We start from the raw sequence: 25,553 nt of genomic DNA, 5'->3' as shown, positions 1-25,553 counted from the left end.
GAGGAAACGAAACCCCATGGCTAAGCGGATCGACGTCAGCGACCTGAACGTCTACTACGGCGACTTCAAGGCGGTCGAGGGCGTGTCGATGACCGTCGAGCCCCGGTCGGTGACGGCGTTCATCGGCCCGTCGGGCTGCGGCAAGTCGACCTTCCTGCGCACCCTGAACCGGATGCACGAGGTCATCCCCGGCGGTCGCGTCGAGGGTCAGGTCATGCTCGACGACCAGGACCTGTACGCCCCCGGCGTCGACCCGGTCGGCGTGCGCCGCACCGTCGGCATGGTCTTCCAGCGGCCCAACCCGTTCCCGACGATGACCGTGCGCGACAACGTCGTGGCCGGCCTGAAGCTCAACGGCGTCAAGAACAAGGGCAAGCTCGATGAGGTCGTCGAGCGCTCGCTCAAGGGCGCCAACCTGTGGAACGAGGTCAAGGACCGCCTCGACAAGCCCGGCGCCGGCCTCTCCGGCGGCCAGCAGCAGAGGCTGTGCATCGCCCGCGCGATCGCCGTCGAGCCGCAGGTGCTGCTCATGGACGAGCCGTGCTCGGCGCTCGACCCGATCTCGACGCTCGCGATCGAGGACCTGATTACCGAGCTGAAGGACCGCTACACGATCGTCATCGTGACGCACAACATGCAGCAGGCGGCCCGCGTCTCCGACCGCACCGCGTTCTTCAACCTCGCGGCGACCGGCAAGCCCGGCCGGCTGATCGAGATGGACGACACGCAGAAGATCTTCAACAACCCCACCGAGAAGGCGACCGAGGACTACATCTCGGGCCGGTTCGGCTGATCGGTCGGCAGCGCCCCGCGCGCCCGGCCCCGGCCCTACGCTCGCGACCATGAGCAACCTCCCGGTCGCGCCCGAGCCGCCCCGCGGCGCGGTCGGCGGTGCCGCCGCGGTGCACGACGCGACGGTCGACGGAGAGCTGGAGCTGGTGGCCAGACTGGTCGCGGCGGTCGCGATGCTCGCCCGCCCGCTCACCGACGCCGAGCTCGACGAGATCCTGCTGCCCTGAGCCCGTGCACCCGAAAGGGTGGTACATCTCACGCCCGAATCGGGCACCGAGCACAGGTTTCGGGCGCAGAATGTCAGTCGTGGGCAAGCGCAGACGGGTGCGAGAGCGCCTCGCGGAGATGAGCCGCAAGGAGCTCAAGGCGCAGGTTCCGCGCGAGGAGCAGCGCCCGGGCGACACCCGCGAGAAGGGTTCGTTCGCGTACGGCTACTGCAAGTCGTGCGACTGGCAGGGCAGCGGGCGGCGCGCCCGCGAGAAGGCCCGCCGCGACGCCCTCGAGCACGCCGAGCTGTGCTCGGGCCGGCACAAGCCGCGCATCGCCACCACCGACACGAAGAAGTGAGCGTCAGGGCCGGTGCCGCTCGACGGTCACCACGACCGCCTCGTCGCCGGCGCCGCTGACCTGGCAGACCAGCACCTCGCCCTTGTCGATGCCGGCCGTGGCCAGCGCCGAGAGCGTCCGCCGCGCGGCCGACCCCGCGACCGCTCGCTCGGCCAGGTGCCCGAGCACGTCGGGCAGCAGCGGGCGGTGGGTGCACAGCGCCGCGGCGACCCCGCGCTGCAACGCCGAATCCGTATGCCGCACAGCCTTTTCGGGCCGCGCCTCGTAGCCCTCCTCGGAGAGTCCCTTCTTCGTGCGCACCCGCACCTGGGCCGACTCGGCGAACGGGCTGACGGTGTCGACGCAGCGCACCGACGGCGAGCTGACCAGCCGGTCCAGGCCGTACGTCTGCAGCAGCGGGACCAGCGCGCGCGCCCGGGCGAGCCCGTCGGGGTCGAGCGGACGCAGCCCGTCCTCGCCGCTCCACTGCGAGCGCGGCATGCTCTGCGCGTGCCGCACGACCAGCAGCGGCCAGGTGTCGAGGTGGCCGGCCCGCTCGGCCTCGAGCAGGGCGCGCAGCTGCAGCACGTCGCGCGCGTAGCTCAGCCGCAGCCGGGCCGGGTCGGGCGCGAGCCACTCGACGCGGTCGATCTCGTTGAGCAGCTCGCCGTGGCCCCCGGTGGGGGTGGCCGCCCAGTAGCGGACCTCCTTGAGCTCGTCGCGGGGCGTGACGTAGAGCGCGCGCGGGAGCGGGATGCCGAGCCGGGCGACCAGACCGGTCTCCTCCTCGGTCTCGCGGCCCGCGGCGACGGCCCACATCTCGCCGGGGTCGAGCTTGCCCTTGGGCCACGACCAGTCGTCGTAGCGCGGGCGGTGCACCAGCGCTACCTCGAGGCGCCCCCGACGGCGTCGCCACAGCAGCGTGCCGGCGGCGGCGACGGCACGTGGACGAGGGTCGATCACCGCCGGCGTGCCTTGCGCCGTCGGCGGGCGTAGCTCTCGATGAGCTCGGACTGCACGTCGGTGAGCGGCTCGCCCTCGTCGTCGAGGTGGTGGCGCACCCAGCTGCCGTCGGACTGCAGGTGCCACGACGAGGTGCCCTCGCTCATCCCGAGCTTCATCAGGTCGTGCATGGTCTGCACGTGGCGGGGGTCCTTCAGCCGCACCAGCGCCTCGACCCGGCGGTCGAGGTTGCGGTGCATCAGGTCGGCGCTGCCGATGTAGCAGACCGGATCCTGGCCCTCGATCTCGAACAGGAACACCCGCGAGTGCTCCAGGTATCGGCCGAGGATCGAGCGCACCCGGATGTTCTCCGACAGGCCCGGCACGCCCGGGCGCAGCGCGCAGATGCCGCGCACCCACACGTCGACCTGGACCCCCGCCTGCGAGGCGCGGTAGAGCGCGTCGATCGAGGCCTCGTCGACCAGGGAGTTGACCTTGATGCCGATGCGGGCCTTCTTGCCGTCGGCAGCGGCCTCGGCGCACCGTTCGATCTGCTCCAGCAGCCCGGTGCGCACGGTGCGCGGCGCGACGAGCAGCCGCTTGAACTTCGAGCGCGGCGCCATGCCGGACAGCTGGTTGAACAGCCGGGTCAGGTCTTCCCCGACGGCCGGGTCGGTGGTGAGCAGGCCGAAGTCCTCGTAGAGCCGCGCGGTCTTGGGGTTGTAGTTGCCGGTGCCGACGTGGCAGTAGCGGCGCATCTTGCCGTCCTCCTCGCGCACGACGAGGCACAGCTTGGCGTGCGTCTTCAGGCCGACCATGCCGTAGACGACGTGCACGCCGGCGCGCTCGAGCTTGCGCGCCCAGGTGATGTTGTTCTCCTCGTCGAACCGGGCCTTGATCTCGACGACGGCCAGCACCTGCTTGCCGGCCTCGGCGGCCTCGATGAGGGCGTCGATGATCGGCGAGTCACCGCTGGTGCGATAGAGCGTCTGCTTGATCGCCAGCACGTTGGGGTCGTCGGCGGCCTGCTCGATGAACGACACGAACGAGGTGGAGAACGAGTCGTACGGGTGGTGCAGCAGGATGTCGTGCTCGCGCATCGCGCCCATCACGTCGGGCGCCGCGGCCCGCTCGACCGGGGCCAGGTCGGGGTGGGTGAGCGAGGTGTGCGGTGGCCAGCGCAGCTCGGAGCGGTCCAGGTCGGCCACGATGTTGAGCGCGCGCAGGTCGAGCGGCTCGGGCAGCGGGTAGACCTCGTCGCGGCGCACCCGCAGCTCGCGCATCAGCATGTCGAGCACGTGCTCGTCCATGTCCTCGGCGACCTCGAGCCGCACCGGGGGGCCGAACCGGCGCCGGGTCAGCTCCTTCTCGAGCGCGGTCAGCAGGTTCTCGGCGTCGTCCTCCTCGACCTCGAGGTCCTCGTTGCGGGTGACCCGGAAGGTGAAGTGCTCGCGCACGTCCATGCCGGGGAAGAGGAACTCCAGGTGCTCGGCGATGACGTCTTCGAGCGCGACGAAGCGGGCGTCGTAGAGCTCGTCGGCGTCGGGGTGGTCGGGCAGGCGCACCAGCCGCGGCAGCGACGGCGGCACCTTGACCCGGGCGAAGTGCTCGCGGCCGGTCTTGGGGTTGACCAGCAGCACCGCGAGGTTGAGCGAGAGCCCGGAGATGTACGGGAAGGGGTGGGCCGGGTCGACGGCGAGCGGCGTGAGCACGGGATAGATCGACTCGCGGAACAGCCGGCCGAGGTGCTCGCGGTCGTCGTCGGTGAGCTCGCTCGCCCGCACGATGGTGACGCCCTCCTCCTCCAGCTGCGGGCGGATGTGGTTCTGGAAGACCCGGGCGTGCACGCTCATCAGCTCGTGCGCGCCCTGGGAGATCTCGTCGAGCACCTCGCGCGGCTCGAGCCCCGACGCGGACCGCACGGCGATGCCGGCGGCGATGCGCCGCTTGAGGCCGGCGACGCGCACCATGAAGAACTCGTCGAGGTTGCTGGCGAAGATCGCGAGGAAGCGGGCCCGCTCGAGCAGCGGGATGTTGTCGTCGGAGGCCAGCTGCAGCACGCGCTCGTTGAACTGCAGCCACGACATCTCGCGGTCGAGGAACCGGTCGGCCGGCAGCTCGCCGGGCGGGGCCGCCGGCGGCGGGGTGTCGGGGGTGACGCGGATGAAGCGGCCGTTGGCGCCGCGGGGTCGCGGCTGACGCGCCTTGAGCTTGACGACCGAGCCGCCCTCGGCGACCGTCTGGATGGCAGCCTCGACCTCCTCGTCGCTGGGCTGCGGTGGCACCTGCGGTCGCACGTCCGAGGGGGCGCTCATGACCCTATTTTGGCACTGCCCCATGAACGGCGCGCGCATACATCGCATCGGTAGCCGCACGGGTGAAGCCCTGGCGCTCGTACGTCCTCAGGGCCGGGGTGTTGTCACCCTCCACGTAGAGCTCGACGACGTCGATACCCACGCTCGCGAGGTGCGCGAGCCCGAGCTCGGTGACGGGTCGGGCCAGCCCACGACCCTGGTACGCCGGTGCCACCGCCACGACGTAGACCTCGCCGCGGCGCGGCTCGCCCTCGGCCTGGTCGGTCGGCACCTTGGTCCAGTGCGAGCCGGCGAGCGCACCCGTGGTGTCGTCGTGGACGAGGATCAGCCCGGCCGGGTCGAACCACGGCTCGGCCGTCCGCCGGTCGAGGTCGGTGCGGGTCATCCGACCCTGCTCGGGGTGGTGCGCGAACGCCGCCGCGTTGACCGCGAGCCAGGCCTCCTCGTCACGCCCCGGCTCGAACGCCCGCGCCGAGAACCCTTCGGGCAGAACGCCCCCCACGCTGGTCGGGCCCAGCTCCCGCTCCATCCGCAGCAGCTCGCGCACCAGCTCCAGCCCGGTCGCGCGGGCGGCGGCGCGGGCGGCCGGGAGGTTGCCGTGCGCCCAGAAGCGGGCCGCGGGCCGGTCGGCGAGCACCGCCCGCACCAGCTCGCCGCCGAGGCCGCGGCGCCGGTGGTCGGGGTGCACGACGACCTCGACGCTGTCCGGGTCGTCGTCGGGGTGCAGCGCGGCGGCGACCAGCCGGCCCTCCACGACCACCGGCCGCAGGCTCGCCGGCACCTCGGACGAGCCGGCGTGGCTGCGCAGGTCGAGCAGGGGCTGCTCGGAGAACGGCGCCACCCCGTCGACCTCGGTGGCCGCCGCGGCCAGCTCCTCGACCTGCTGCACGGGATCGCTCATGCCGCCCAGTGTTTCGCACCCGGCGGGAGGCGTCGGGTCCGGCTCAGTCCTGCGCGGCCGGGTCGCGGGCCTCGGCGGCATCGGCGTCCTCGGCCGGCCGCTGCGGCGTGCCGACGAACCGGTAGCCCACGTTGCGCACCGTGCCGATGAGCGACTCGTGCTCGGGCCCGAGCTTGGCCCGCAGCCGACGCACGTGCACGTCGACGGTGCGGGTGCCGCCGAAGTAGTCGTACCCCCAGACCTCCTGCAGCAGCTGGGCGCGGGTGAAGACCCGGCCCGGGTGCTGCGCGAGGTACTTCAGCAGCTCGAACTCCTTGTAGGTCAGGTCGAGCGCGCTGCCGTGCAGCTTGGCGGCGTAGGCCCCCTCGTCGATCACGAGGCCGCCCGCGGTGATCTTGCTGGGCTCGTCGTCGTCCTCGGTCTGACCGCCGCGGTGGGCGGCCAGGGTGATGCGCGCCTGCACCTCGGCCGGGCCCGCGGTGGTGAGCACGACGTCGTCGACCTGCCACTCGCCGTTGAGCGCGACCAGCCCGCCCTCGGCGAAGATCGCGATGAGCGGCACGGACAGACCCGTCGAGCGCAGCATCCGCGAGAGCCCCTTGGCCCCGGCCAGGTCGCGCGTGCAGTCCAGCAGCACCACCTCGCAGTCGGGCGGGTCGACCAGCGCCTGCGCCTCCGGCGGCAGGATGCGCACCCGGTGCGCGAGCAGACCCAGCGCGGGCAGCACATCGACGCTCGCACCGGGCGAGTCGGTGAGCAGCAGCAGCCGGGCCATCCACCGAAGAATAGGTGGACCCCCCTCTCGGTGACCGTCCCTCGGACGTACCGTGGCCAGAGCCACACGCCCCGCACCCCCGCAGGAGACCGGTTCCCCGTGAGCACCCCCGTCGACGTGACCGTCCGTTACTGGGCCGGCGCGCGTGCCGCTGCCGGGCTCGAGCAGGAGACCGTGCGGGCGTCCGACACGCGCGAGCTGCGCTCGACCCTCGCGACCGCGCACCCGGCGCTCGAGCCGGTGCTCGAGGTCGCCTCGCTGCTGCTCGACGGGCGTGCGGTGCGCGGCGACGAGCCGCTCTCCGAGGGGGTCACCGTCGAGGTGCTGCCCCCGTTCGCCGGGGGCTGACGGGTCGCGGACCGTCCTACGGCGACCCCGTCTTCTCTGGCAGGATTCCGGGCGTGCCTGACCACGAGCGACGGGTCCTGACCCTGGCCTCCCCGGCGACGACGCTCGTGCTGGGGACGTTGCTCGTGCTCTCGACGTATGCCGGGCGCGGCCCCACCGCCGCGACCGTCCTGCTGACCGGGGTGCTGGTCGCGTTCGGCTGGCCGACGCTGCTCGGGCTCCCGAGCCCCAAGGGCGTGCGGGCGGTGCTGACCGCCGCCGCGGCCGCGTGCGTGCTGGCCGCGCTCGCCGAGCCCGGCCCCGACCTGCGCTGGCTGCCGGTCGCGCTCGCGGTCACCCTCGTCGGCAGCTTCCTGCACCAGCTGCTGCGCCGCGACGGCCGCGCGCGCCTGGTCGCGACCCTCGGCGGCACCGCGCTCGGCGCGGGGGTGCTGGCAGCTGGTGCGTGCTACGTCGGTGTGGCCGACGCCCCTGACGGTCCGGTCCTGGTGGCGATCACCGTGCTGGCCGCCGTGCTCTCCGGCCTCGTCGACCTGCTGATGCACCGCACCCAGCACGCCGAGTGGGCGCTGCCGCTGTCGATGGCGCTGGGCGCCGCCGGCGGCGCGGTCGTCGGGGTGGCGCAGGGGAGCGTCGACGCCGTGCCGGCCTTCGCGCTCGGTGTCGCGTCGGCGGGTGTCTCGCACGCCGTACGCCGGGTGCTGACGATGCTCTCCAGCGCCCGCTGGGCCAGCGCCCAGGTGTCGGTCGGTGCCGCCGCGCTGCTGCTGCTCGGCGCCCTGCCCTACGTCGCGGCCTGGGCCCTGCAGCGCTGAGCGAAGCCGGTCGAGTCGAGCGGTGCGGGGCTCCGGTCTCGATACGCCGCTCGGCTAGCGCCTCGCGCCTACTCGACCAGCATGGCGCCTCGCGCCTACTCGACCAGCATGGCGCCTCGCGCCTACTCGACCAGCATGGCGCCTCGCGCCTACTCGACCAGCATGTGCTCGGCTCACTGGGCGCGCTGCAGCTCCGCGGAGGCGTACGTCTGCAGCGGCTGGCCCTTGGCCGCCATGTCCATCGCCCACATCAGGTTGGAGTGCACGTAGCCGTAGAGCCGGGTGGCGGCGGTGTACTCCTCGGCCTGCGGGCTGCGCACGACGGCGTCGGTCTGCAGCTGGGCCTTCGCCGGCTCGGTGGTGCCGACGTACATCTCGACCACGCCGGTCGGGTGCGCGAGCAGCAGCTCGACCTCGTTGTCGGGCAGCGGCCGCCAGAAGCCCAGCTCGGTCGCGAGCGGCTTGCCCCGCTCGCCGTCGTCGCCGACCTCCCACATGCGCGCGCTCCACGACAGGAACGGCTGCTTGTCGTGCCGGCACTCGATCTCCTGCACGAAGTTCACCGAGTCGACGCCGGGATAGCCGAGCACGCCTCGGCCCTCCCACCGCCCGACGAGCCAGGCGAGCGGGGCGAGTGCGGGGGGCAGGTCTGGGTCCAGTTCGAACGGCACGACCCGATGGTATCCACGGGCGGGGCGGGCGCCGCTGCTTCGTAGGCTGGTCGCCATGAGCGCCGAGGAGTCCGTCCAGCTGGTCGACGAGGCGGGAGAACCGGCGGGCAGCGCGCCCCGGTCGGTGATGCGCGCCGACAACCTGCCGCACGCGGGCACCGGGGTGTTCGTCCGCCGGCCGGACGGCGCGATCTACGTCCACCAGCGCGCACGCACCAAGGACTGGGCGCCCGGCCACTGGGACGCCGCCGCGGGCGGCGTGCTGCGCGCCGGCGAGGATCCGGCCGACAACGCCCGACGCGAGCTCGAGGAGGAGCTCGGCATCGCCGGAGCCGAGCTGCGTGGGCTGGGGACGCACGCGTACGCCGACGGCACCACCCGCCTGTTCGAGCACCTCTTCGAGGTGGTCTGGGACGGCGAGATCCGTTGGCCCGACGAGGAGGTCGTCGACGGGCGCTGGGTGCTCCCCGAGGAGCTGGGCCCGCTCGTCGAGACCGGTCCGTTCGTGCCCGACACCGCCGCGGCGCTGGAGCAGCTGGCCGCCGAGGGGGCGGGCGACTACGCGCAGCTGCGCGCGTTCGCCGGAGCGCGTCGGGCGGGGCTGCCGTTCACCGTCACCCGGCACGGGCGGGTGCGCTCGCTGGAGGAGGCCGCCGCCGCGCGCGGGGTCGAGCCGCGGCAGCTGCTGAAGACGATGGTGGTGCGCCTGTCGGCCGACGACCACCGGCTGGTGCTGGTGCCGGGCGACCGCGAGATCGCTTGGCCCCGCTTGCGATCCGCGCTCGGCGTGAACCGGCTGACCATGCCGTCGGCCGACGAGGCGCGCGAGGTGACCGGCTTCGTGCGCGGCACGATCACGCCGTTCGGCACCCGCACCCCGCTGCCGGTCGTGCTCGACGCGTCGGTGAGCGGGCCGATCTCGCTCGGCGGCGGCGCGCACGGCGTCGGCATCACCGTCGAGCGCGACGACCTGGTCGCCGCGCTCGATCCGCTGGTGGTCGACGTGGCCGAGCCGGTCAGCCCGGGTTCGTGATCTGGCCCGGCAGGGTCGTCATCGTGTCCTCCTGCAGCGCCTGACCCAGCTGCTTCATGCGCGGCTCGTCCACGACGTCGATCGAGCCGATGCCGCGCACCGAGCTGAAGCCGGAGTAGGGCGCGGTCATGAACGTGATGTCGGCCTGCCGCACCCCGCGCATGCTGAACGCCAGGCTGCGCATGTCGCCGGTGCTGAAGCTCTCGTCGACCACGAGGTTCTGCGACACGTCGTCGACCATCCCGGACAGCTTCACCGGGTTGGTGAGCGTGCCGGTGTTGAGGGTTTTGCTCATCAGACCCTTCATCCACGCCTGCTGCCGCTTGCCGCGGTCGATGTCGCCGCCGGCCAGCTGCTTGCGCTCGCGCACGAACGCCAGCGCCTGGTCACCGTTCATCTGCATGGTGCCGGGCGTGAAGGTGTAGCCCTGGCTGGTCGAGGGCTGGTCGACGTTGACCTGCACGCCGCCGACCGTGTTGGTCAGCTCCTTGAAGCCGTCGAAGCCGATGGCCGCGACGTTGTCGATGCGCACGCCGAGGAGCTGCTCGAGGGTCTGGACGAGCAGGGGGGCGCCGCCGAAGGCGTACGCCGCGTTGATCTTGTTCTTCCCGCGGCCGGGGATGTCGACGTAGAGGTCGCGCGGGAAGTGGATGACCTGCAGCGACTTGCGGTCGTTGGGCACGTGCACCAGCTGGATGACGTCGGCGCGGGCGCCCGAGCGCAGCTCCTGGGTGCGGCTGTCGGAGCCGAGCAGCAGGATGTTCTGCGCGTTGCCGGCGCTCGCGGCGCGGGTGGCGCGGTCGCCGTCGGGCAGCAGGCTGCTGCGGGTGACGTTGTTGTCGAACTTGTTGGTCAGGTAGAGCGCGAACCCGCCCAGCGCGACGGCCACGATGAGCGCCATCGTGAACAGCACCAGCAGCGCGACGACCAGCGGGTTGCGGCGCTTGCCCTCGCGTCGCCGGCGCGAGCGGCGCGACCCCTCTCCTTGCTCGTCCGCCTCGGCGTCGTCACGCCCGTCGGTCGGCTCGTCGGCGTCGTCGGTCAGCCGCAGCCTGCGGTCATCGGCGTCGTCATCGGGCATAGCGGTCAGTGTAGGTGCGCAGCCTGCGCGGGACCCGGGAGCGGTGACCAGGCGTCGGCCGCCGCCGAGCCCGTCGATGAGGCCGCGCCATCACGCCGGTCGAGCCCCTCGAGCCGCTGTTTCGCGATTGTGAAGTCGGATGTGCCCACCGCGTTGTCGGGGGTTCGCGACGACACGGATCGGCGGTGACCCTGTTGAACCTGCGGCGGCAACGTGTCTTCGCCGCCGGACGTACGCTGGAGTCGTGACTTCCCCAGCGGTGCCCGACCTTCGCTCGCCTCTGCTCGACCGCCCCGGCGCGGTCGCGGGGGAGGGGCTCGAAGCGGCGGTCGCGGCGCACTACGGCGACCCGATGCGCGAGCAGCGCCGGCTGGTCGCGGGTGAGGCCGTGGTCGACCTGTCGCACCGCGGGGTGCTGCAGGTCAGCGGCCCCGACCGGCTGAGCTGGCTGCACTCGCTGACCACCGCCCGGCTCACCGACCTGCCGCCGCGGCGCTCGGCCGAGACGCTGATCCTCAGCCCCAAGGGGCACGTCGAGCACGACCTGCACCTGGTCGACGACGGCGAGACCGTGTGGATCACCGTCGAGCCCGGCACCGCTGAGGCGGCGGCCGCGTGGCTGGACTCGATGCGGTTCATGCTGCGCGTCGAGGTCCGTGACGTGACCGCCGAGTTCGCCGTGGTCGGCGAGGTCGACGACCGCGAGTGGACCGAGGCTGACGCGCCCGCCGTCGCGGTCTGGGTCGACCGCTGGCCCGAGCTCGGCGACGACACCGCCTCCTACAGCGGCGAGGGCCCGCACCCGGCGCAGGGCCGGCGTTGGCGCGAGGTGATCGTGCCGCGCGAGGCGCTGCAGGCGTACGTCGGGGAGCGGGGGCTCGCCGGCACCTGGGCCGCCGAGGCCGAGCGGGTCGCCGCGTGGCGGCCCCGGCAGGGCGTCGACACCGACCACCGCACCATCCCGCACGAGCTCGACCTGCTGCGCACGGCGGTGCACCTGCACAAGGGCTGCTACCGCGGGCAGGAGACGGTCGCGCGGGTGCACAACCTCGGCCGCCCGCCGCGCCGCCTGGTCTTCCTGCACCTGGACGGCTCGGGGCACGTGCTGCCCGAGCCCGGCACCGACGTCATGGCGCCGGGCAACCCGCGCCCGGTCGGTCAGCTCACCTCGGTCGCCCGCCACCACGAGGACGGCCCGATCGCCCTGGCCCTCGTCAAGCGCAGCACCCCGGCCGACGTCGACCTGCAGGTGGGCGACGTGGCCGCCGCGCAGACGGTGATCGTCGAGCCCTGACCCGACCCCGACGTACGCCTTCGCCGGGTCGTGTGACCCGGCTCACGCTGCCTCCGGCTTGCAAAGTGCTAACTGCAGCAAGCACAATGGGGGCATGAGTTCGCGACTCCCCGTGCCGGAGCTGCCCGACCTGGGCGGCTACCTGCGCGAGCAGCGTCAGGCCGCCGAGCTGTCCCTGCGGCAGCTGGCCGAGCGCACCGGGATCAGCAACCCGTACCTGTCGCAGATCGAGCGTGGCCTGAAGAAGCCCAGCGCCGAGATCCTGCAGTCCATCGCCAAGGGCCTGCAGATCTCCGCCGAGCAGCTGTACGTCCACGCCGGCATCCTCGAGCCCGACCACGACAAGGGGTCCACCCTCGACGTGCGCGCGGCCATCCACGCAGACCCCCGCCTGACGGCACAGCAGCGCAAGGCGTTGCTCGACGTGTACGCGTCGTTCGTCGGCGAGTAACCGAAGTCCACGACCCTTGGTTCACCACCGAAAGGAACAGGCGATGAACGCCCTGCAGAACCTCAAGAAGTCCCTGACCGACCCGACCCCGTTCTATGCCGCCGTCGGCGCGGCCGACCTGGCCGTCGCCCGCGTCGTCGCCGCCTCCGACGAGGCCGGCAAGCGCGCCGCCGAGCTGCGCGCCCAGCTCAAGCCGCAGGCGCTGGCCGGCAAGGCCCAGCAGGCTGCCAACGAGACCGTCGAGCAGGTCCAGGCGCTGCCGAAGCAGCTGGAGACCCAGCGCAAGGCGACCGTCGCCCAGGCCGAGGAGTCCTACGTCGGCCTCAGCAAGCGCGGCGCCGACGTCGTGGCCGCGCTGTGGAACCAGGAGCAGACCCAGCAGGTCGTCGGCCAGGGCAAGGCCACCGTCGCCGGCGTCCGCAAGGCCGCCGAGGACGGTCAGGACCTCGCGACCAAGGCCGTGCTGGCCGGTCGCAAGGAGGCCGCCAAGCAGGTCGAGGCCGTCGCCGACTCCGCGCAGTCCGCGGCCGGCAAGTTCGGCGCCGAGGCCGGCAAGCTCGGCGACGAGGCCCGCACCGAGGTGCGCTCCTCCGCCGCTCGCTACGGCGCCGTCGACGCCAAGCCCGCCAAGCCCGCCAAGAAGGCTCCGGCCAAGCGCACCGCGAAGAAGTCGCCCGCCAAGCGCACCGCCAAGAAGGCCCCCGCGCGCAAGAGCTCGACCAGCAAGACCACGGCGAGCACGGCCAAGAAGGCCTGACCCGCTTCACCCCGATGACGGCGCGTCCCCGCGAAGGGGGCGCGCCGTCATCGTTCGCGTCCCCAGATTTCGCGGATTCATATGCCTTAGGGTGAACAGGCCAGCAAGGCCGCGATGGTCGGGTGGAAAGCAGGACGGAGGTCTTCCTCCCGACCGTGACTCCGACGATCGAAGGGACTACACCGTGATCACGAACGAGAACGTCCAAGCCATCCGCGGCGGCACCGCTGTCGACCGCAACGGCGACCGGATCGGCACCATCGGCGAGGTCTACCTCGACGACCAGACCGGGCAGCCCGCCTGGATCACCGTCAACACCGGCCTGTTCGGCACGTCCGAGTCGTTCGTGCCGCTGCAGGGCGCCGAGCTCTCCGGCACGGACGTGCAGCTGTCGTTCACCAAAGATCAGGTCAAGGACGCGCCGCGTGTCGACGCCGACCAGCACCTCGACGTCGAGCAGGAGCAGCAGCTCTACTCCCACTACGGCCTGCAGCCGCCCGCCGCGGGTGGCGTCGGCCAGCGTGGCGACGGGCAGCGCGGCGACGGGCAGCTCGGCGACGGCACCGGCCGCGACGCCGGTCTGCGCGGCGACGGCGTGCGCGACGACAACGCGCGCGACGCCGGTGTGGCCGGGGCAGCCGGTACGGGTGTGGCCGGCGCTGCCGGTGCCGCCGGCACCGGCCTGGGCCGGGACAACGACCGTGACGGTGGCTTCGGCGACCGCGACCGGGACCGCGACGGTGGCTTCGGCGACCGGGACCGTGACGGTGGCCTGAGCGCCGAGCGCGACCGGGACGCCGGCCTGACCGGTGACCGCGCCGGCGGCTTCGACCGCGACCGTGACGCGGGTGTCGGTGGCGGTGTCACCGGCCTCGGCGGCGACCGCGACACCGGCCTGACCGGTGGCCGTGAGGGCGACACCGGCTTCACCACCGCTGCCGGCACCGGCCGCGGCGACACCGCGACCGGCCTCGACCCGGTCCGCGACCAGGACAGCGGCCTCGGCGGTGACCGTGACCGTGGCCTGGGTGGCGACCGTGACGCAGGCTTCGGCGACCGCGACCGCGACCGTGGCCTCGGCGGCGACCGTGACGCAGGCTTCGGCGACCGCCAGCACAGCGACCAGACCGGCGCGTTCGGCACCGACCGTGACTCCGGCTTCGGTCGCGAGACGACGCCGCGCACCGGCACCCAGTCCGAGCCGGGTCTGCCCGAGACGCAGCCGGGCACGCCGGGCACCCCCGGCACGCCCGACGTACCTCCGGTGCCGGGTCAGCCCGGCCAGCCGGGCGTCCCGCCCGAGCCGGGCACGCCCGAGGTGCCGCCGGCTCCGGGTCGTCCCGACGCGCCGGAGCCCGACGTGCAGCCGACGACCGGCCACCCGGGTGCTCCCGGCGTGCCGCCCACCCAGCCGTCGACGTTCGACCGCCCGGGCGACCCGGGTGCGCCGAGCTCGCCCGGCGCGGGTTCGTACGACCGCCCGGGCGACGTCGGCTCGGCCGGCGCCCCCGGGACCGGCTCCTACGACCGGCCGGGCACCACGGGCGGTGACACGTTCGACCGTCCCGGCACGACCGGCGCCGCGGGCACCGGCGCTGCGGGCACCGGCGCCGGCGACACGTTCGACCGCCCGGGTGAGCGCAGCACCGCGGACGCGTCCGGCGCGCCGGGTGCGGGGACGTACGGCAGCCCGAGCAGCGGTTCGCCGCTGGACGAGTCGGCTGGCCTCGGCACCGACCGCGACGCCGGTCGCGTCGAGCGGACCCCGGGTGACGGCACCGTCGGCGACCCCGGCCGCGGCGACGCGAACGACGGTGAGCGCAAGGGCTTCTTCGACAAGGTGAAGGACGCCATCACCGGCGAGAAGGACGGTCGCAACGACCGCTGACCGCTCGCCCGCACCCGAAGCCCCCGACCAGCCGCTGGCCGGGGGCTCCGGCGCGTCTGGCTAGCCTGATCCGCGTGAGCGACCCCATCTCCGCGCTGTCCGAGGCGCCCGTGCTGGCCCACGTCGAGCGGTCCGGATTCGTCGAGTCCTTGCACCGGGCGATCGCCGTCGAGGTGGCGGCCGACGGCGCCGTGACCCGCCGCTTCGGCGACGTCGACGCCCCGCACTTCCCGCGCTCGTCCAACAAGCCGATGCAGGCGATCGGGATGCTGCGCTCCGGGCTCGACCTGCCGCCGGACCTGCTGGCGCTGGCCTGCGCCAGCCACTCCGGCGAGCAGATCCACCTCGACGGGGTGCAGCGCATCCTCGCCGGTGCGGGCCTGCCCGTGGCGACCCTGCAGAACACGCCCGACCTGCCGTACGGCGAGCAGGCGCGGCTGGCCTGGATCCGCTCCGGCCACGACAAGGAGTCGATCACCCAGAACTGCTCGGGCAAGCACGCGGCCATGCTCGCCACCTGCGTCGCGGCCGGCTGGGACACCGCGACCTACCGCGAGGCCGAGCACCCGCTGCAGCAGGCGATCGCCGCCGCGCTCGCCGACCTCGCCGGCGAAGGTGTCGGCGCGGTCGGCGTCGACGGCTGCGGCGCCCCGGTCATGGCGATCAGCGTGGCCGGGCTCGCGCGCTGCTTCGGACGCATCGCCGCCGCCGCGCCCGGCACCCCCGAGGCGCGGGTCCGCGACGCGATCGGTGCCCACCCGCGCATGCTCGGCGGAGACGGGCGCGACGTCACCGAGCTGATCGCCGGGGTGGGCGGCCTCGTCGCCAAGGACGGCGCCGAGGCGGTCTACGCCGTCGGGCTCGCCGACGGCCGCGGCTTCGCGGTCAAGGTGGTCGACGGCGGGCAGCGCGCCCGCGCGCCGATCATGGCGCGGCTGCTGCGCACGGCCGGTGTCGACCAGCCGGTGCTCGACCGCGTCGGGGACGTGCCGGTGCTCGGCCACGGGGAGCCGGTCGGCCGGGTCGTCGTGCGAGGGATCTGATGCGGGCGGTCCTGCAGCGCGTCACCCGCGCGGCGGTCACGGTCGAGGAGGAGGTCGTCGGCCGCATCGACCGCCCGGGCCTGGTCGCCCTGGTGGCCGCGACCCACGACGACGGACCCGAGCAGGTCGAGGCGATGGCCCGCAAGATCGCCGAGCTGCGCATCCTGCGCGACGAGGAGTCGCTGCTCGACGCCGGCGCCCCCGTGCTGGTGGTCTCCCAGTTCACGCTCTACGGCGCCACCCGCAAGGGGCGGCGGCCCTCGTGGTCGGCCGCGGCGCCCGGCCCGGTCGCCGAACCGCTCGTCGACGCGGTGGTCGAGGCGCTGCGCGGCCGCGGCCTCGAGGTGGCCACCGGCCGGTTCGGCGCGATGATGCAGGTCGAGCTCGTGGGAGACGGCCCGTTCACCGTGCTGGTCGACGTCTAGGCTCCTCGGTATGGATTCGGTGTTCCAGGTGCAGAACGCGATCGCCCTCCTGCTCGGAGTGGCGGTGCTGGCCCTCGAGGTCTTCGCCTTCGTCGACTCCCTGCGCCACCGCGCCGACGCCTACACCGCGGCCGGCAAGCTCAACAAGCCCGCCTGGTGCGGCATCACCGGCGCCAGCGCCGCCATCGGCTTCATCACCGTGACCAACCCGCTCAACATCTTCAGCCTGCTCGCCGTCGTCGGCGCCTCGGTCTACCTCGCCGACGTGCGGCCGGCCGTGCAGCGCATGGTCGGGGGCGGCCGCAACAACGGGCCCTACGGCCCCTGGTGAGCATGCCGCTGCCCACCGCTTCCCGCATCACGTCGATGCTGCCGACGGCAGACGGCGCGATCGAGTACGCCATCACCGGATCCGGTTCTCCGGTCACGGTTTTCGCGCACGGGCTGAGCGGGACCATCGACACGACCCGGCCGTTCGGCGGGGGAGTGCCGGGCAGCAAGGTCTTCTTCCACTTCCGCGGCCACGGGGCCTCCTCCTCGCCCGAGACGCCGTGGACCTACGCGGCGCTCGCCGGCGAGCTCGACGCCGTCGCCCGCCGCACCGGGGCCACCCGCGCGCTCGGCGTGAGCATGGGCGCCGGCGCGATCTGCCGGCTGCTGCAGGACGACCCGTCCCGCTTCGAGCGCATCGTGCTGGTGATCCCGGCCGTGCTCGACACCCCGCGCCGCGACGAGGCGCGCGAGCGGCTGCTGCGCATGGCCGAGCTCGCCGAGGAGCGCGACGTCGAAGGGGTCATGCAGCTGCTGCTCGAGGAGCAGCCGGCGCAGGTGCGGGCCCGCACCGACGTGCGCGCGTGGTGCCGGCGACAGGCCGAGGTCGTGGTGGCCACGGACGTACGCCGGGCGCTGCGGACGATCCCGCAGGAGACCGCCATGACCGACCGGGCCGCGCTGCGCGCGGTGACCGCGCCGGTGCTCGTGCTCGCGCAGGAGCGCGATCCCGCCCACCCGGTCCCGGTGGCCGAGCAGATCGCCGACCTGATCCCGGACTGCCGGCTCGAGGTGCTGCCCCCGGGCGGCATCATGTGGCAGCACCGCGATCGCGTACGGTCGCTGGTCGGCGAGTTTCTGGGCTGAGGGCAGCGGGGGAGAGACGACGTGCAGCTCCTGGAGGGGCACATCCAGCACTACGCCTGGGGGTCCCACGAGGTGATCGCCCGGATGACCGGGCGTGCCGCGCCGACCCCTGAGCCGGAGGCCGAGCTGTGGCTCGGCGCGCACGAGGCGGCGCCGAGCCGGCTCCTCGGCGACGGGGCGCAGGGCCACCTCGACGGGCTCGTCGCGGCCGACCCGCAGCGGGTGCTCGGCGACCTCGCCGCGCGCTTCGGGGGGCGGCTGCCGTTCCTGCTCAAGGTCCTCGCGCCCGTGCAGGCGCTGTCGATCCAGGCCCACCCCAGCGTCGAGGAGGCGGCCAGCGCCCCCGCCGGCACCTACGGCGACGGCTGGGCCAAGCCCGAGGCGTGGTACGCCCTCACCGACTTCGAGGTCTTCGCCGGTCTGCGACGGTTCGACGACACCCGAGCGCTCGCCGAGCTGCTCGACGTCGAGGCGCTCACCGGCCACGTCGCGGCGGCCACCGAGGCTCCCGAGCCGGCGCGCGCGCTGCTCGCCACCCTGCTGCACCTGTCGTCCGACGAGCAGGCCGAGCTGGCCGACGCGGTGGTCGAGGCGTGCCGCCCGCTGGCGCCCGCCGAGCCGGCGCTCGACGCCGTCGTGCGGATCGCCGAGCAGCACCCGCGCGACATCGGGCTCGTGGTGCTGCTGGTCATGCGGCACGTCGTGCTGCGGCCGGGCGACTACGCCTTCGTCGACGCGGGCGTGCTGCACGCCGGCGTGCGTGGGGTGGTGGTCGAGATCCTCGCCAACTCCGACAACGTCGTGCGGGCCGGCCTGACCCCCAAGCACATCGACGTCGACGAGCTGCTGCGCATCGCCGACCTCGACCGGCAGATCGAGCCCGAGCGTGGGGTGCTCGACGAGGGCTGGACCTGCTTCCCCGCGAGCACGCCGTACTTCATGCTGCGCACCGCCCCCGTGGCGGCCGACCCGCTGCCGGTCCCGGCCGACGGACGGCCGCGCATCCTGTTCGCGCTCGACGCCCCCGTCGAGGTCGTCGGGCCGCAGGCCACCGTGCGCGTCGCCCCCGGCCAGGGATGCTTCCTGGAGGCGGGCGACCGGGCGCACGTGCGAGCGGCCGCCCCCGCCGAGGCGGGCTCGGCCTCCGACGCCGCCCGCCCCCGCGTCTTCCTGGCCGCCCCCGGCGACGCCTGACCGGCCACGCCCGCCCGGGTCCGCCTGACCGGCCACGCCCGCCCGGGCGTACGACCCCACCCAGCCCCGCATGAAACCGGGTTACGGTCGTTCGACCCCAATGCATCAGGGTCAAACGGCCGTAACCCGGTTTCATGCCGGGTAGGGCGCCGGGGCCACGGCCTCCCAGGCCACGGTGACCTCGCCGAGCCGCCAGCGGCGGGGGCCGTGCAGCACCGGCCAGCCCTGCTCGCGCAGCGCCTCGACCGTCGCGAGGAAGCGCTGCCGCGGGCCGTACGCCATCAACGGGCTCGCGCGTCGCCACGCACCGGAGAGGTCGGAGACCAGGTCGTGCACCCGCTCGCCCGGGACGTTGCGGTGGATGAGTGCCTTCGGCAGCCGCTCGGCCACGACCGCAGGGTCGGCGAGCGAGCCCAGGTGCAGCGACACCGTGAGCGACACCGGCCCGGAGCGCTCGAGCGCGACCCACGAGGCGATCCGGCCGAGCTCGTCGCAGGTGCCGTCGACCAGCAGCCCGCCGGGTGCCAGCCGGCCGCGCAACCGCTCCCACGCGGCGGCGACCTCGCCCTCGTCGTACTGCCGGAGCACGTTGAACGCCCGGATCAGCTGCGCGTCACGTCCGTCGAGCGGCACCTCGAACCCGCCGAGCCGGAAGCCAACTCCCTTGCGCGCCAACGGTTCTCCCGCGGCGACCCGTTCGGGGGAGATCTCGATGCCGACCACCTCGACGTCGGGGCGCACCGGCTGCAGGCGCCGGGCGAGCTCCAGCACGGTGACGGGAGAGGCGCCGTAACCCAGGTCGACCACCACCGGTGGCCGGGCCGCCCCGCGCAGCCGGTGCGCCTGGGTCGCGACGAGCCAGCGGTCGCAGCGGCGCAGCCGGTTGGGGTTGGTGGTCCCTCGCGTGATGACACCGACGGGCCGCCTGCTGGTCACCGCGCGAGGCTATCCGCGGCCCGTGCGAGACTCGAAGTCGTGAGCTCCACCGACGCTGCGGACGACCGCGGGACGCGGCCGGACCCCACCGGGGGCTGCCCCGTGCAGCGGGTCGCGATGATCAGCGTGCACACCTCGCCCCTGGAGCAGCCCGGCCAGGGCGACGCGGGCGGCATGAACGTCTACGTCCTGGAGTCCGCCCGCGAGCTCGGCCGCCGCGGCATCGAGGTCGAGATCTTCACCCGCCGCACCACCGCCGCCCAGCCCGACCTCGTCGAGGCCGCGCCCGGCGTGCGGGTGCGCTTCGTCGACGCCGGCCCCTACGAGGGTCTCGGCAAGGACGACCTGCCCGGTCAGCTGTGCGCCTTCACCGCCGGGGTGATGCGGGTGCTGGCCGGTCTGCCCGAGGGCTACTTCGACCTGGTGCACTCCCACTACTGGCTCTCCGGGCAGGTGGCCTGGCTGGTCGCCGACCGGTGGCGGCTCCCGATCGTGCACTCCATGCACACGATGGCCCGGGTCAAGAACGCCCAGCTCGCCGCCGACGACTCGCCCGAGCCGCCCGGCCGCGAGATCGGCGAGGAGCAGGTCGTGCGCGCGGCCAGCTGGCTGGTCGCCAACACCGCGAGCGAGCGGCGCGAGCTGATCGAGCTGTACGCCGCCGACCCCGACCGCGTCCACGTCGTCAGCCCCGGGGTCGACCTGGCCACGTTCACCCCCGGCGACCGCGCCGCGGCTCGCGCCGAGCTCGGGCTCGGCGACGACGAGGACGTGCTGCTGTTCGTCGGTCGCATCCAGCCGCTGAAGGGCCCCGACGTGCTCGTGCGGGCGGCCGCCCGGCTGCGCGCCGCGCGCCCCGACCGCCGCCTGGTGGTCGCCGTGCTGGGCGCGCCCAGCGGCTCGGGCCTGCGCCATCCGACCTGGCTCTCCGACCTGGTGAGCGAGCTCGGTCTCGACGAGGTCGTACGCCTGCTCCCGCCGGTCGACCGGCCCACCCTGGCCCAGTGGTACCGCGCGGCCGACCTGCTCGCGGTGCCTTCGTTCAGCGAGTCGTTCGGGCTGGTCGCGGTCGAGGCGGCCGGCTGCGCCACCCCCACGGTCGCGGCCCGGGTCGGCGGGCTGCCCACGGCGGTCGGCGACGGCGGCGTGCTGGTCGACGGCCACGACCCGAGGGTCTGGGCCGAGACGCTCGGGGCGCTGCTGGACGACCCCGAGGCGCGCCGCGAGCTGGGCGAGCGGGCTCTGCGCCACGCGCAGGACTTCGGCTGGGACCGCACGGCCGACCAGCTGCTGGAGCTGTATCGCACGGCCTGCCGCCAGGGCGAGCAGGCGCCCCACGACCAGCCCCTCGCGGGCGTACCCACGGCGGTGATCCCATGACCCTCGACGAAGCCACCCGGGTGCTGGAGTCGGCGCTCGCCGACGCCGAGATCGAGTGGGAGCCGGGCGTCGCAGACGGCGAGTACGCCGTCACGCTCCCCGGCGAGAAGAAGCTCAAGACGGTCGTCTCGCTGATCCTGCGCGAGCGCGGGATGTCGGTGTCGGCGTTCGTGATCCGCGCCCCCGACGAGAACCACGACGCGTTCTACCGCCACCTGCTGCTGCGCAACCTGCGCCTGCCCGGCCTGGCGTACGCCATCGACAAGCTCGGCGACGTGTTCGTCGTCGGCGAGGTGCCGCTCGAGGCGGTGACCGAGGCCTATCTGGACCAGCTGTTCGGGGTGCTGCTCGCGGCCTGCGACGAGCCGTTCAACGACCTGCTGCTCATCGGCTTCCGCACGTCGATGCAGAAGGAGTGGGACTGGCGCATCTCGCGCGGCGAGTCCACCCGCAACCTCGAGGCGTTCCGGCAGGTGCTCGCCCGAGACGGGGACGACGCCTCTTCCTAGGATGGGCGCATGACCTACACGCTTGTCCTGCTGCGCCACGGTGAGTCCGAGTGGAACGCCAAGAACCTGTTCACCGGGTGGGTCGACGTCGGCCTGACCGAGAAGGGTCGCGAGGAGGCCCGCCGCGGCGGTGAGCTGATCCGCGAGGCCGACCTGCAGCCCGACGTGCTGCACACCAGCCTGCTGCGCCGCGCGATCACCACCGCGAACATCGCGCTCGACACCTGCGACCGGCACTGGATCCCGGTGCGCCGCGACTGGCGGCTCAACGAGCGGCACTACGGCGCGCTGCAGGGCAAGAACAAGAAGGAGACGCTCGAGGAGTTCGGCGAGGAGCAGTTCATGACCTGGCGCCGCTCGTTCGACGTGCCGCCGCCGCCCATCGAGCCCGGCAGCGAGTTCAGCGAGGCCGGCGACCCGCGCTACGCCGACCTCGGCGACGAGATGCCGCGCACCGAGTGCCTCAAGGACGTCATCGAGCGCTTCCTGCCCTACTGGGAGTCGGCGATCGTCCCCGACCTGCGCGACGGCAAGACCGTGCTGGTCGCGGCGCACGGCAACTCGCTGCGCGCCCTGGTCAAGCACCTCGACGGCATCTCCGACGACGACATCGTCGGCCTCAACATCCCCACCGGCATGCCGCTGGTCTACCGCCTCGACGAGCAGCTGCAGCCGACCGTCAAGGGCGGGGAGTACCTCGACCCCGAGGCCGCGAAGGCGGCCGCCGAGGCCGTGGCCAAGCAGGGCCGCTGACCCGCGCGAGCCGGCGGACGTACGACGGCAGCGCCCCCGGTCCGCATCGGACCGGGGGCGCTCGACGTGCGGGGAGCGGTCGCTCAGACCGCCTGCGGGTCGGTGACCACGCCCTCGTCGACCGAGCCGTAGCTGCCGGTCACGAGGTAGACGATGCGGTTGGCGACGGCGACCGCGTGGTCGCCGAAGCGCTCGAAGTAGCGGCTCAGCAGCGTCGCGTCGACCGCGCCGGCGGTGCCGCCCTGCCAGCTGGGGTCGAGCAGGATGGCGAACACCCGGCGGTGCAGCTCGTCCATCTTGTCGTCCTCGCGCTGCAGGTCGGCGGCGGCCAGGACGTCCTTGTTGGCGATCGCCTGGCCGGTCTTGACGACCAGCGACTCGGCGACCCGCTCCATCTCCGACAGCACCGGGCGCAGCTGCTCGGGGACGGCGTTCTCGGGGTAGCGGCGGCGCGCGGCCTTGGCGATGTGCCGGGCCAGGTCGCCCATCCGCTCGATGTCGGACGCCATGTGCATCGCGGTGACGACCATGCGCAGGTCGGTGGCGACCGGCTGCTGGCGGGCGAGCAGGTCGACGGCGCTGTCGTCGACGCTGCGGCGCAGCTCGTCGATGTCGTCGTCGCCGGCGATCACGCTCTCGGCGACGCTCAGGTCGGCCTGCAGCAGCGCGGTGGTGGCGCGGGACATGGCCTGCTGCACCATGCCGGTCATCTGCACGAGCTCGTCGGAGATGCGGTCGAGATCCTCGTGGAACGCGTCGCGCATGGGGGGACATCCTCCTCGGGCCTGCGGCCCAGCAAGCCCGCGCAGGTCGCGGGCACACACGGGTGGGTGCCCTGTCGGGGCACCGTCGCGGTGACCCTCTCAGCAAGTCGTGAACGACCGCAAGACGAAAGGTGAACAGTCGGCATCCCCGGCCGCACGGGGCAGGGAGTGGTCGGAGGCGCTCCGCGACGGCCGTACATTGGAGGTCGTGTCCGATCTGGTCGTGCCGCTGCTGTGCGTGCTCGTGGGGCTCGCGCTCGGCGCTGCGGCGACCGTGCTGCTGACCCGCCGCGGCCGTACGCCCGAGCCGGCTCGCGCCGGCGCCGCACCCCAGGCTGCGGCCGGCGAGGAAGGGCTGCGCCCGGGCGCGCTCGACGTCATCACCGCGCTGCGCTCCATCACGATCGTGCTCGACTCCTCCGACGCGGTGCTGCGCTCGTCGCCGTCGGCGCCCGCGCTCGGCCTGGTGCGCGGGCAGAGCCTGGTGCACGACGAGCTGCGCTTCCTCGTGCGCGAGGTGCGCCGCGACCGGGTCGTGCGCGAGGTCGAGCTGGAGCTGCCGCGCGGCCCGCTCGGCACCGGCCGCATCACCCTCGGTGTGCGCGCCGTCGCGCTGCACGGCGACCTGGTGCTGCTGCTCATCGAGGACCGCACCCACTCCCGCCGCGTCGAGGAGACCCGGCGCGACTTCGTCGTCAACGTCAGCCACGAGCTGAAGACGCCGGTCGGCGGGCTGTCGCTGCTCGCCGAGGCGGTCGAGGACGCCAAGGACGACCCCGAGGCCGTCGCCCGGTTCGCCGGCCGCATGCAGATCGAGACCGAGCGGCTCGGGCGGCTGGTGCGCGAGATCGTCGAGCTGTCCCGGCTGCAGGTCGCCGACACCCTGCACGAGCCGGTGCTGGTCGACGTCGGATCCTGCGTCGTCGAGGCCTTCGACCACGTGCAGCTGGTCGCCGACGACCGTGACATCGCCCTCGTGCACGCGCTGCCGCCGGTGCCGCCCCAGGTCTACGGCGACCCCGAGCTGATCACCACGGCCGTGCGCAACCTGGTCGCCAACGCCGTCAACTACTCCGACGCCGGCACCCGCGTGGTGGCCACCGTGCGCACGCTCGAGGAGGTCGTCGAGATCGCCGTCTCCGACCAGGGCCGCGGCATCCCGCAGGAGGAGCAGGGCCGCATCTTCGAGCGGTTCTACCGCGTCGACACCGCGCGCTCGCGGGCCACCGGAGGCACCGGCCTCGGCCTCGCGATCGTCAAGCACGTGTGCGTCAACCACGGCGGTGAGGTGTCGGTGTGGAGCGAGGAAGGCTCCGGCTCCACCTTCACCATCCGCCTCCCCCTCGCGGTGCCCGAGCGCGAGGCGCCGGCCGAGCCGGGCGAGGACGTACGCCCTGAGGACCTGATGACTGCCAGCCCCAGCACCCGGAAGGACCGCACATGACCCGCATCCTGGTCGTCGAGGACGAGGAGTCCTACTCCGACCCTCTGTCCTATCTGCTGCGCAAGGAGGGGTACGACGTCCTGGTCGCCGAGACCGGCCCCGACGCGTTGTCCGACTTCGACCGGCAGGGCGCCGACCTGGTGCTGCTCGACCTGATGCTGCCCGGGATGTCCGGCGTCGACGTGTGCCGCAACCTGCGGCAGCGCTCCAACGTGCCGGTCATCATGCTCACCGCGAAGGACACCGAGGTCGACAAGGTGGTCGGGCTCGAGCTGGGCGCCGACGACTACGTCACCAAGCCCTACTCCAGCCGCGAGCTGCTGGCGCGCATCAAGGCGGTGCTGCGCCGCGGCCAGGACAACGAGGAGCTGCTGCCCGCGACGCTCGAGAGCGGCCCGGTGCGGATGGACGTCGAGCGGCACACCGTCGCCGTCAACGGCGAGTCCGTGGCGCTGCCGCTGAAGGAGTTCGAGCTGCTCGAGATGCTGCTGCGCAACGCCGGCCGGGTGATGACCCGGATGCAGCTGATCGACCGCGTGTGGGGCAGCGACTACGTCGGCGACACCAAGACGCTCGACGTGCACGTGAAGCGGCTGCGCGCCAAGATCGAGCCCGACCCGGGCAACCCGCAGTTCATCGTCACCGTGCGCGGACTCGGCTACAAGTTCGAGGCCGCCTGATCCCGCCTGCCTCAGCTCCTCCTCCGGCAGCCCGTCGCGCGCTCCGGTCTGCCGGCATCGTCGCCGAGGCGGCCTAGCCCTCGCCGCCCTCTGCGCCCTCGGCGGTGGGGGTGGCGGCCGGGGCGTGGGTGACGCTCGCGGTGCCGTAGGGGTACTGGTTCAGCAGCACCGGGACCGACACCGAGACCGTGCCGGCGCTGCCGCTGGTGAACGTGACCGGGGTGGTCCGACCCGGGGCGGCGGTGATGCTCGGGAGCGAGACCGGGGCGGCCGTCGCGGTGTTGTTGCCCGAGGGCTGGCCGTCGAAGCGCACGGTGTTGCCCGGCGGGACGGTCACGTTGATGTTCGAGGGCGAGCCGGCGCCGGCCGGCGCGACCGCGATCTGCACCGGCGTGCTGCCGGGGTTGTAGGCCGTGCCCAGCAGGCGGGCCGCGCCGCCCTGTCCGCTGCTGACGAGCAGCACGTCGGTGAGCTGCACCGAGCCGACCTGCGCGGAGACGCCGTCGGCGGCGTCGTACTCCAGGAAGGTGGCCTGCTGCGACAGTCCGGCGCAGCCGCTGAGGATCAGGGCGGAGGCGACCGTGGCGGTGCCGGCGAACGCCCGGCCCGGGCGGCTGGTGAGAACAGGTCGACGCGTCACGCGCGTCAGCCTACCGGCCGCGGGGGAGCGGCTCGTGGG

At 73.5% G+C, this 25,553-nt stretch carries 29 protein-coding genes; 20 read left to right on the top strand and 9 right to left on the bottom strand.

Annotated features, from left to right (window positions below):
• Positions 1-16: 16 nt before the first annotated feature.
• The 3 genes from pstB to FB554_RS12960 all read left to right on the top strand — a co-directional run bounded on the left by pstB (position 17) and on the right by FB554_RS12960 (position 1,359).
• Positions 17-793, top strand: coding sequence for a phosphate ABC transporter ATP-binding protein PstB (gene pstB, locus FB554_RS12965; protein ID WP_142006711.1), 777 nt, complete (start codon positions 17-19; stop codon positions 791-793).
• A 49-nt stretch (positions 794-842) separates the two neighbouring features.
• Positions 843-1,019: a hypothetical protein gene (locus tag FB554_RS17200; RefSeq protein WP_170206879.1), complete on the top strand. Its 177-nt coding sequence runs from the start codon at positions 843-845 to the stop codon at positions 1,017-1,019.
• Positions 1,020-1,098: 79 nt separating this feature from the next.
• On the top strand, positions 1,099-1,359 hold the full coding sequence (locus FB554_RS12960) for a hypothetical protein (RefSeq protein WP_211344602.1): 261 nt from the start codon (positions 1,099-1,101) through the stop codon (positions 1,357-1,359).
• A 3-nt stretch (positions 1,360-1,362) separates the two neighbouring features.
• Here the strand turns inward: FB554_RS12960 and FB554_RS12955 are convergent, their stop codons facing one another.
• From FB554_RS12955 to FB554_RS12940, 4 genes are read right to left on the bottom strand one after another with little or no spacing between them, the layout of a single operon-like run.
• Positions 1,363-2,301 carry an NUDIX hydrolase gene (locus tag FB554_RS12955; RefSeq protein WP_236022396.1) on the bottom strand — a complete coding sequence of 313 codons (939 nt, stop codon included), beginning with the start codon at positions 2,299-2,301 and terminating at the stop codon, positions 1,363-1,365.
• The gene (locus FB554_RS12950; RefSeq protein WP_142006709.1) at positions 2,298-4,595 is read right to left on the bottom strand and encodes an RNA degradosome polyphosphate kinase; all 2,298 of its coding nucleotides are present in this window, start codon (positions 4,593-4,595) and stop codon (positions 2,298-2,300) included. The genes FB554_RS12955 and FB554_RS12950 overlap by 4 nt, the downstream gene beginning before the upstream one ends.
• 4 nt (positions 4,596-4,599) lie before the next feature.
• The gene (gene mshD, locus FB554_RS12945; RefSeq protein ID WP_142006706.1) at positions 4,600-5,496 is read right to left on the bottom strand and encodes a mycothiol synthase; all 897 of its coding nucleotides are present in this window, start codon (positions 5,494-5,496) and stop codon (positions 4,600-4,602) included.
• A gap of 43 nt (positions 5,497-5,539) precedes the next feature.
• A complete protein-coding gene (locus FB554_RS12940) occupies positions 5,540-6,271 on the bottom strand; it encodes a response regulator transcription factor (protein ID WP_142006704.1) in 732 nt (243 codons plus the stop codon).
• A 99-nt stretch (positions 6,272-6,370) separates the two neighbouring features.
• On the opposite strand from FB554_RS12940, the gene FB554_RS12935 reads away from it, so the two are divergent.
• Positions 6,371-6,619 carry a MoaD/ThiS family protein gene (locus FB554_RS12935; RefSeq protein WP_236022395.1) on the top strand — a complete coding sequence of 83 codons (249 nt, stop codon included), beginning with the start codon at positions 6,371-6,373 and terminating at the stop codon, positions 6,617-6,619.
• Between the two features lie 53 nt (positions 6,620-6,672).
• The gene (locus tag FB554_RS12930) at positions 6,673-7,434 is read left to right on the top strand and encodes a hypothetical protein (RefSeq protein WP_142006702.1); all 762 of its coding nucleotides are present in this window, start codon (positions 6,673-6,675) and stop codon (positions 7,432-7,434) included.
• A 173-nt stretch (positions 7,435-7,607) separates the two neighbouring features.
• On the opposite strand, the gene FB554_RS12925 is transcribed toward FB554_RS12930, so the two are convergent.
• On the bottom strand, positions 7,608-8,105 hold the full coding sequence (locus FB554_RS12925; RefSeq protein ID WP_142006700.1) for a heme-binding beta-barrel domain-containing protein: 498 nt from the start codon (positions 8,103-8,105) through the stop codon (positions 7,608-7,610).
• 55 nt (positions 8,106-8,160) lie between these two features.
• Here FB554_RS12925 and FB554_RS17880 point away from each other — a divergent pair, with 55 nt between their 5' ends.
• Positions 8,161-9,138, top strand: a complete 978-nt coding sequence (locus tag FB554_RS17880) for a YbaK/EbsC family protein (RefSeq protein ID WP_338070568.1) — start codon at positions 8,161-8,163, stop codon at positions 9,136-9,138.
• Here FB554_RS17880 and FB554_RS12910 read toward each other — a convergent pair.
• Positions 9,122-10,219 carry an LCP family protein gene (locus FB554_RS12910; protein WP_236022394.1) on the bottom strand — a complete coding sequence of 366 codons (1,098 nt, stop codon included), beginning with the start codon at positions 10,217-10,219 and terminating at the stop codon, positions 9,122-9,124. The two genes, FB554_RS17880 and FB554_RS12910, sit on opposite strands and share 17 nt — an antisense overlap.
• Before the next feature lie 244 nt (positions 10,220-10,463).
• Between FB554_RS12910 and ygfZ the strand changes: the two genes are divergently transcribed.
• From ygfZ to manA, 9 genes are all read left to right on the top strand, one after another.
• On the top strand, positions 10,464-11,513 hold the full coding sequence (gene ygfZ / locus FB554_RS12905) for a CAF17-like 4Fe-4S cluster assembly/insertion protein YgfZ (protein ID WP_236022393.1): 1,050 nt from the start codon (positions 10,464-10,466) through the stop codon (positions 11,511-11,513).
• A 94-nt stretch (positions 11,514-11,607) separates the two neighbouring features.
• On the top strand, positions 11,608-11,964 hold the full coding sequence (locus FB554_RS12900) for a helix-turn-helix domain-containing protein (protein ID WP_142006696.1): 357 nt from the start codon (positions 11,608-11,610) through the stop codon (positions 11,962-11,964).
• Between the two features lie 43 nt (positions 11,965-12,007).
• The gene (locus FB554_RS17195) at positions 12,008-12,721 is read left to right on the top strand and encodes a hypothetical protein (RefSeq protein WP_170206878.1); all 714 of its coding nucleotides are present in this window, start codon (positions 12,008-12,010) and stop codon (positions 12,719-12,721) included.
• A gap of 184 nt (positions 12,722-12,905) precedes the next feature.
• On the top strand, positions 12,906-14,609 hold the full coding sequence (locus FB554_RS17405; protein WP_211344601.1) for a PRC-barrel domain-containing protein: 1,704 nt from the start codon (positions 12,906-12,908) through the stop codon (positions 14,607-14,609).
• Between the two features lie 74 nt (positions 14,610-14,683).
• Positions 14,684-15,652: an asparaginase gene (locus tag FB554_RS12890; RefSeq protein ID WP_142006694.1), complete on the top strand. Its 969-nt coding sequence runs from the start codon at positions 14,684-14,686 to the stop codon at positions 15,650-15,652.
• Entirely contained in the window at positions 15,652-16,077 is a 426-nt protein-coding gene (gene dtd, locus FB554_RS12885; protein ID WP_142006692.1) for a D-aminoacyl-tRNA deacylase, read from the top strand. Before FB554_RS12890 ends, dtd begins: the two co-directional genes overlap by 1 nt.
• Positions 16,078-16,087: 10 nt before the next feature.
• Positions 16,088-16,408: a DUF2516 family protein gene (locus FB554_RS12880; protein WP_142006690.1), complete on the top strand. Its 321-nt coding sequence runs from the start codon at positions 16,088-16,090 to the stop codon at positions 16,406-16,408.
• Positions 16,409-16,410: 2 nt separating this feature from the next.
• Entirely contained in the window at positions 16,411-17,214 is an 804-nt protein-coding gene (locus FB554_RS12875) for an alpha/beta fold hydrolase (RefSeq protein ID WP_142006687.1), read from the top strand.
• Positions 17,215-17,235: 21 nt separating this feature from the next.
• Entirely contained in the window at positions 17,236-18,408 is a 1,173-nt protein-coding gene (manA, locus tag FB554_RS12870; protein WP_142006685.1) for a mannose-6-phosphate isomerase, class I, read from the top strand.
• A 132-nt stretch (positions 18,409-18,540) separates the two neighbouring features.
• On the opposite strand, the gene FB554_RS12865 is transcribed toward manA, so the two are convergent.
• The gene (locus tag FB554_RS12865) at positions 18,541-19,344 is read right to left on the bottom strand and encodes a class I SAM-dependent methyltransferase (RefSeq protein ID WP_142006682.1); all 804 of its coding nucleotides are present in this window, start codon (positions 19,342-19,344) and stop codon (positions 18,541-18,543) included.
• Positions 19,345-19,461: 117 nt separating this feature from the next.
• Between FB554_RS12865 and mshA the strand changes: the two genes are divergently transcribed.
• The 3 genes from mshA to FB554_RS12850 are packed head-to-tail and all read left to right on the top strand — an operon-like array spanning position 19,462 to position 21,986.
• Complete coding sequence (mshA, locus tag FB554_RS12860) at positions 19,462-20,724, top strand: D-inositol-3-phosphate glycosyltransferase (protein ID WP_142007600.1); 1,263 nt, start codon at positions 19,462-19,464, stop codon at positions 20,722-20,724.
• Complete coding sequence (locus FB554_RS12855; RefSeq protein WP_142006681.1) at positions 20,721-21,233, top strand: YbjN domain-containing protein; 513 nt, start codon at positions 20,721-20,723, stop codon at positions 21,231-21,233. Before mshA ends, FB554_RS12855 begins: the two co-directional genes overlap by 4 nt.
• A 9-nt stretch (positions 21,234-21,242) precedes the next feature.
• Positions 21,243-21,986: a phosphoglyceromutase gene (locus FB554_RS12850; protein ID WP_142006678.1), complete on the top strand. Its 744-nt coding sequence runs from the start codon at positions 21,243-21,245 to the stop codon at positions 21,984-21,986.
• A gap of 83 nt (positions 21,987-22,069) precedes the next feature.
• On the opposite strand, the gene phoU is transcribed toward FB554_RS12850, so the two are convergent.
• The gene (gene phoU / locus FB554_RS12845) at positions 22,070-22,750 is read right to left on the bottom strand and encodes a phosphate signaling complex protein PhoU (RefSeq protein WP_142006676.1); all 681 of its coding nucleotides are present in this window, start codon (positions 22,748-22,750) and stop codon (positions 22,070-22,072) included.
• Between the two features lie 208 nt (positions 22,751-22,958).
• On the opposite strand from phoU, the gene FB554_RS12840 reads away from it, so the two are divergent.
• Both FB554_RS12840 and FB554_RS12835 read left to right on the top strand, forming a co-directional pair.
• Complete coding sequence (locus FB554_RS12840; protein WP_142006674.1) at positions 22,959-24,194, top strand: sensor histidine kinase; 1,236 nt, start codon at positions 22,959-22,961, stop codon at positions 24,192-24,194.
• A complete protein-coding gene (locus FB554_RS12835; protein ID WP_142006672.1) occupies positions 24,191-24,874 on the top strand; it encodes a response regulator transcription factor in 684 nt (227 codons plus the stop codon). The genes FB554_RS12840 and FB554_RS12835 overlap by 4 nt, the downstream gene beginning before the upstream one ends.
• A gap of 73 nt (positions 24,875-24,947) precedes the next feature.
• Here the strand turns inward: FB554_RS12835 and FB554_RS12830 are convergent, their stop codons facing one another.
• The gene (locus FB554_RS12830) at positions 24,948-25,514 is read right to left on the bottom strand and encodes a hypothetical protein (protein ID WP_142006670.1); all 567 of its coding nucleotides are present in this window, start codon (positions 25,512-25,514) and stop codon (positions 24,948-24,950) included.
• Positions 25,515-25,553: the final 39 nt, after the last annotated feature.

It is taken from the genome of Barrientosiimonas humi (assembly GCF_006716095.1).
GTDB classification, from domain to species: domain Bacteria; phylum Actinomycetota; class Actinomycetes; order Actinomycetales; family Dermatophilaceae; genus Barrientosiimonas; species Barrientosiimonas humi.
The sequence above is the reverse complement of the archived record's forward strand: the minus strand, read 5'-3'. Positions and strand labels throughout refer to the sequence as shown.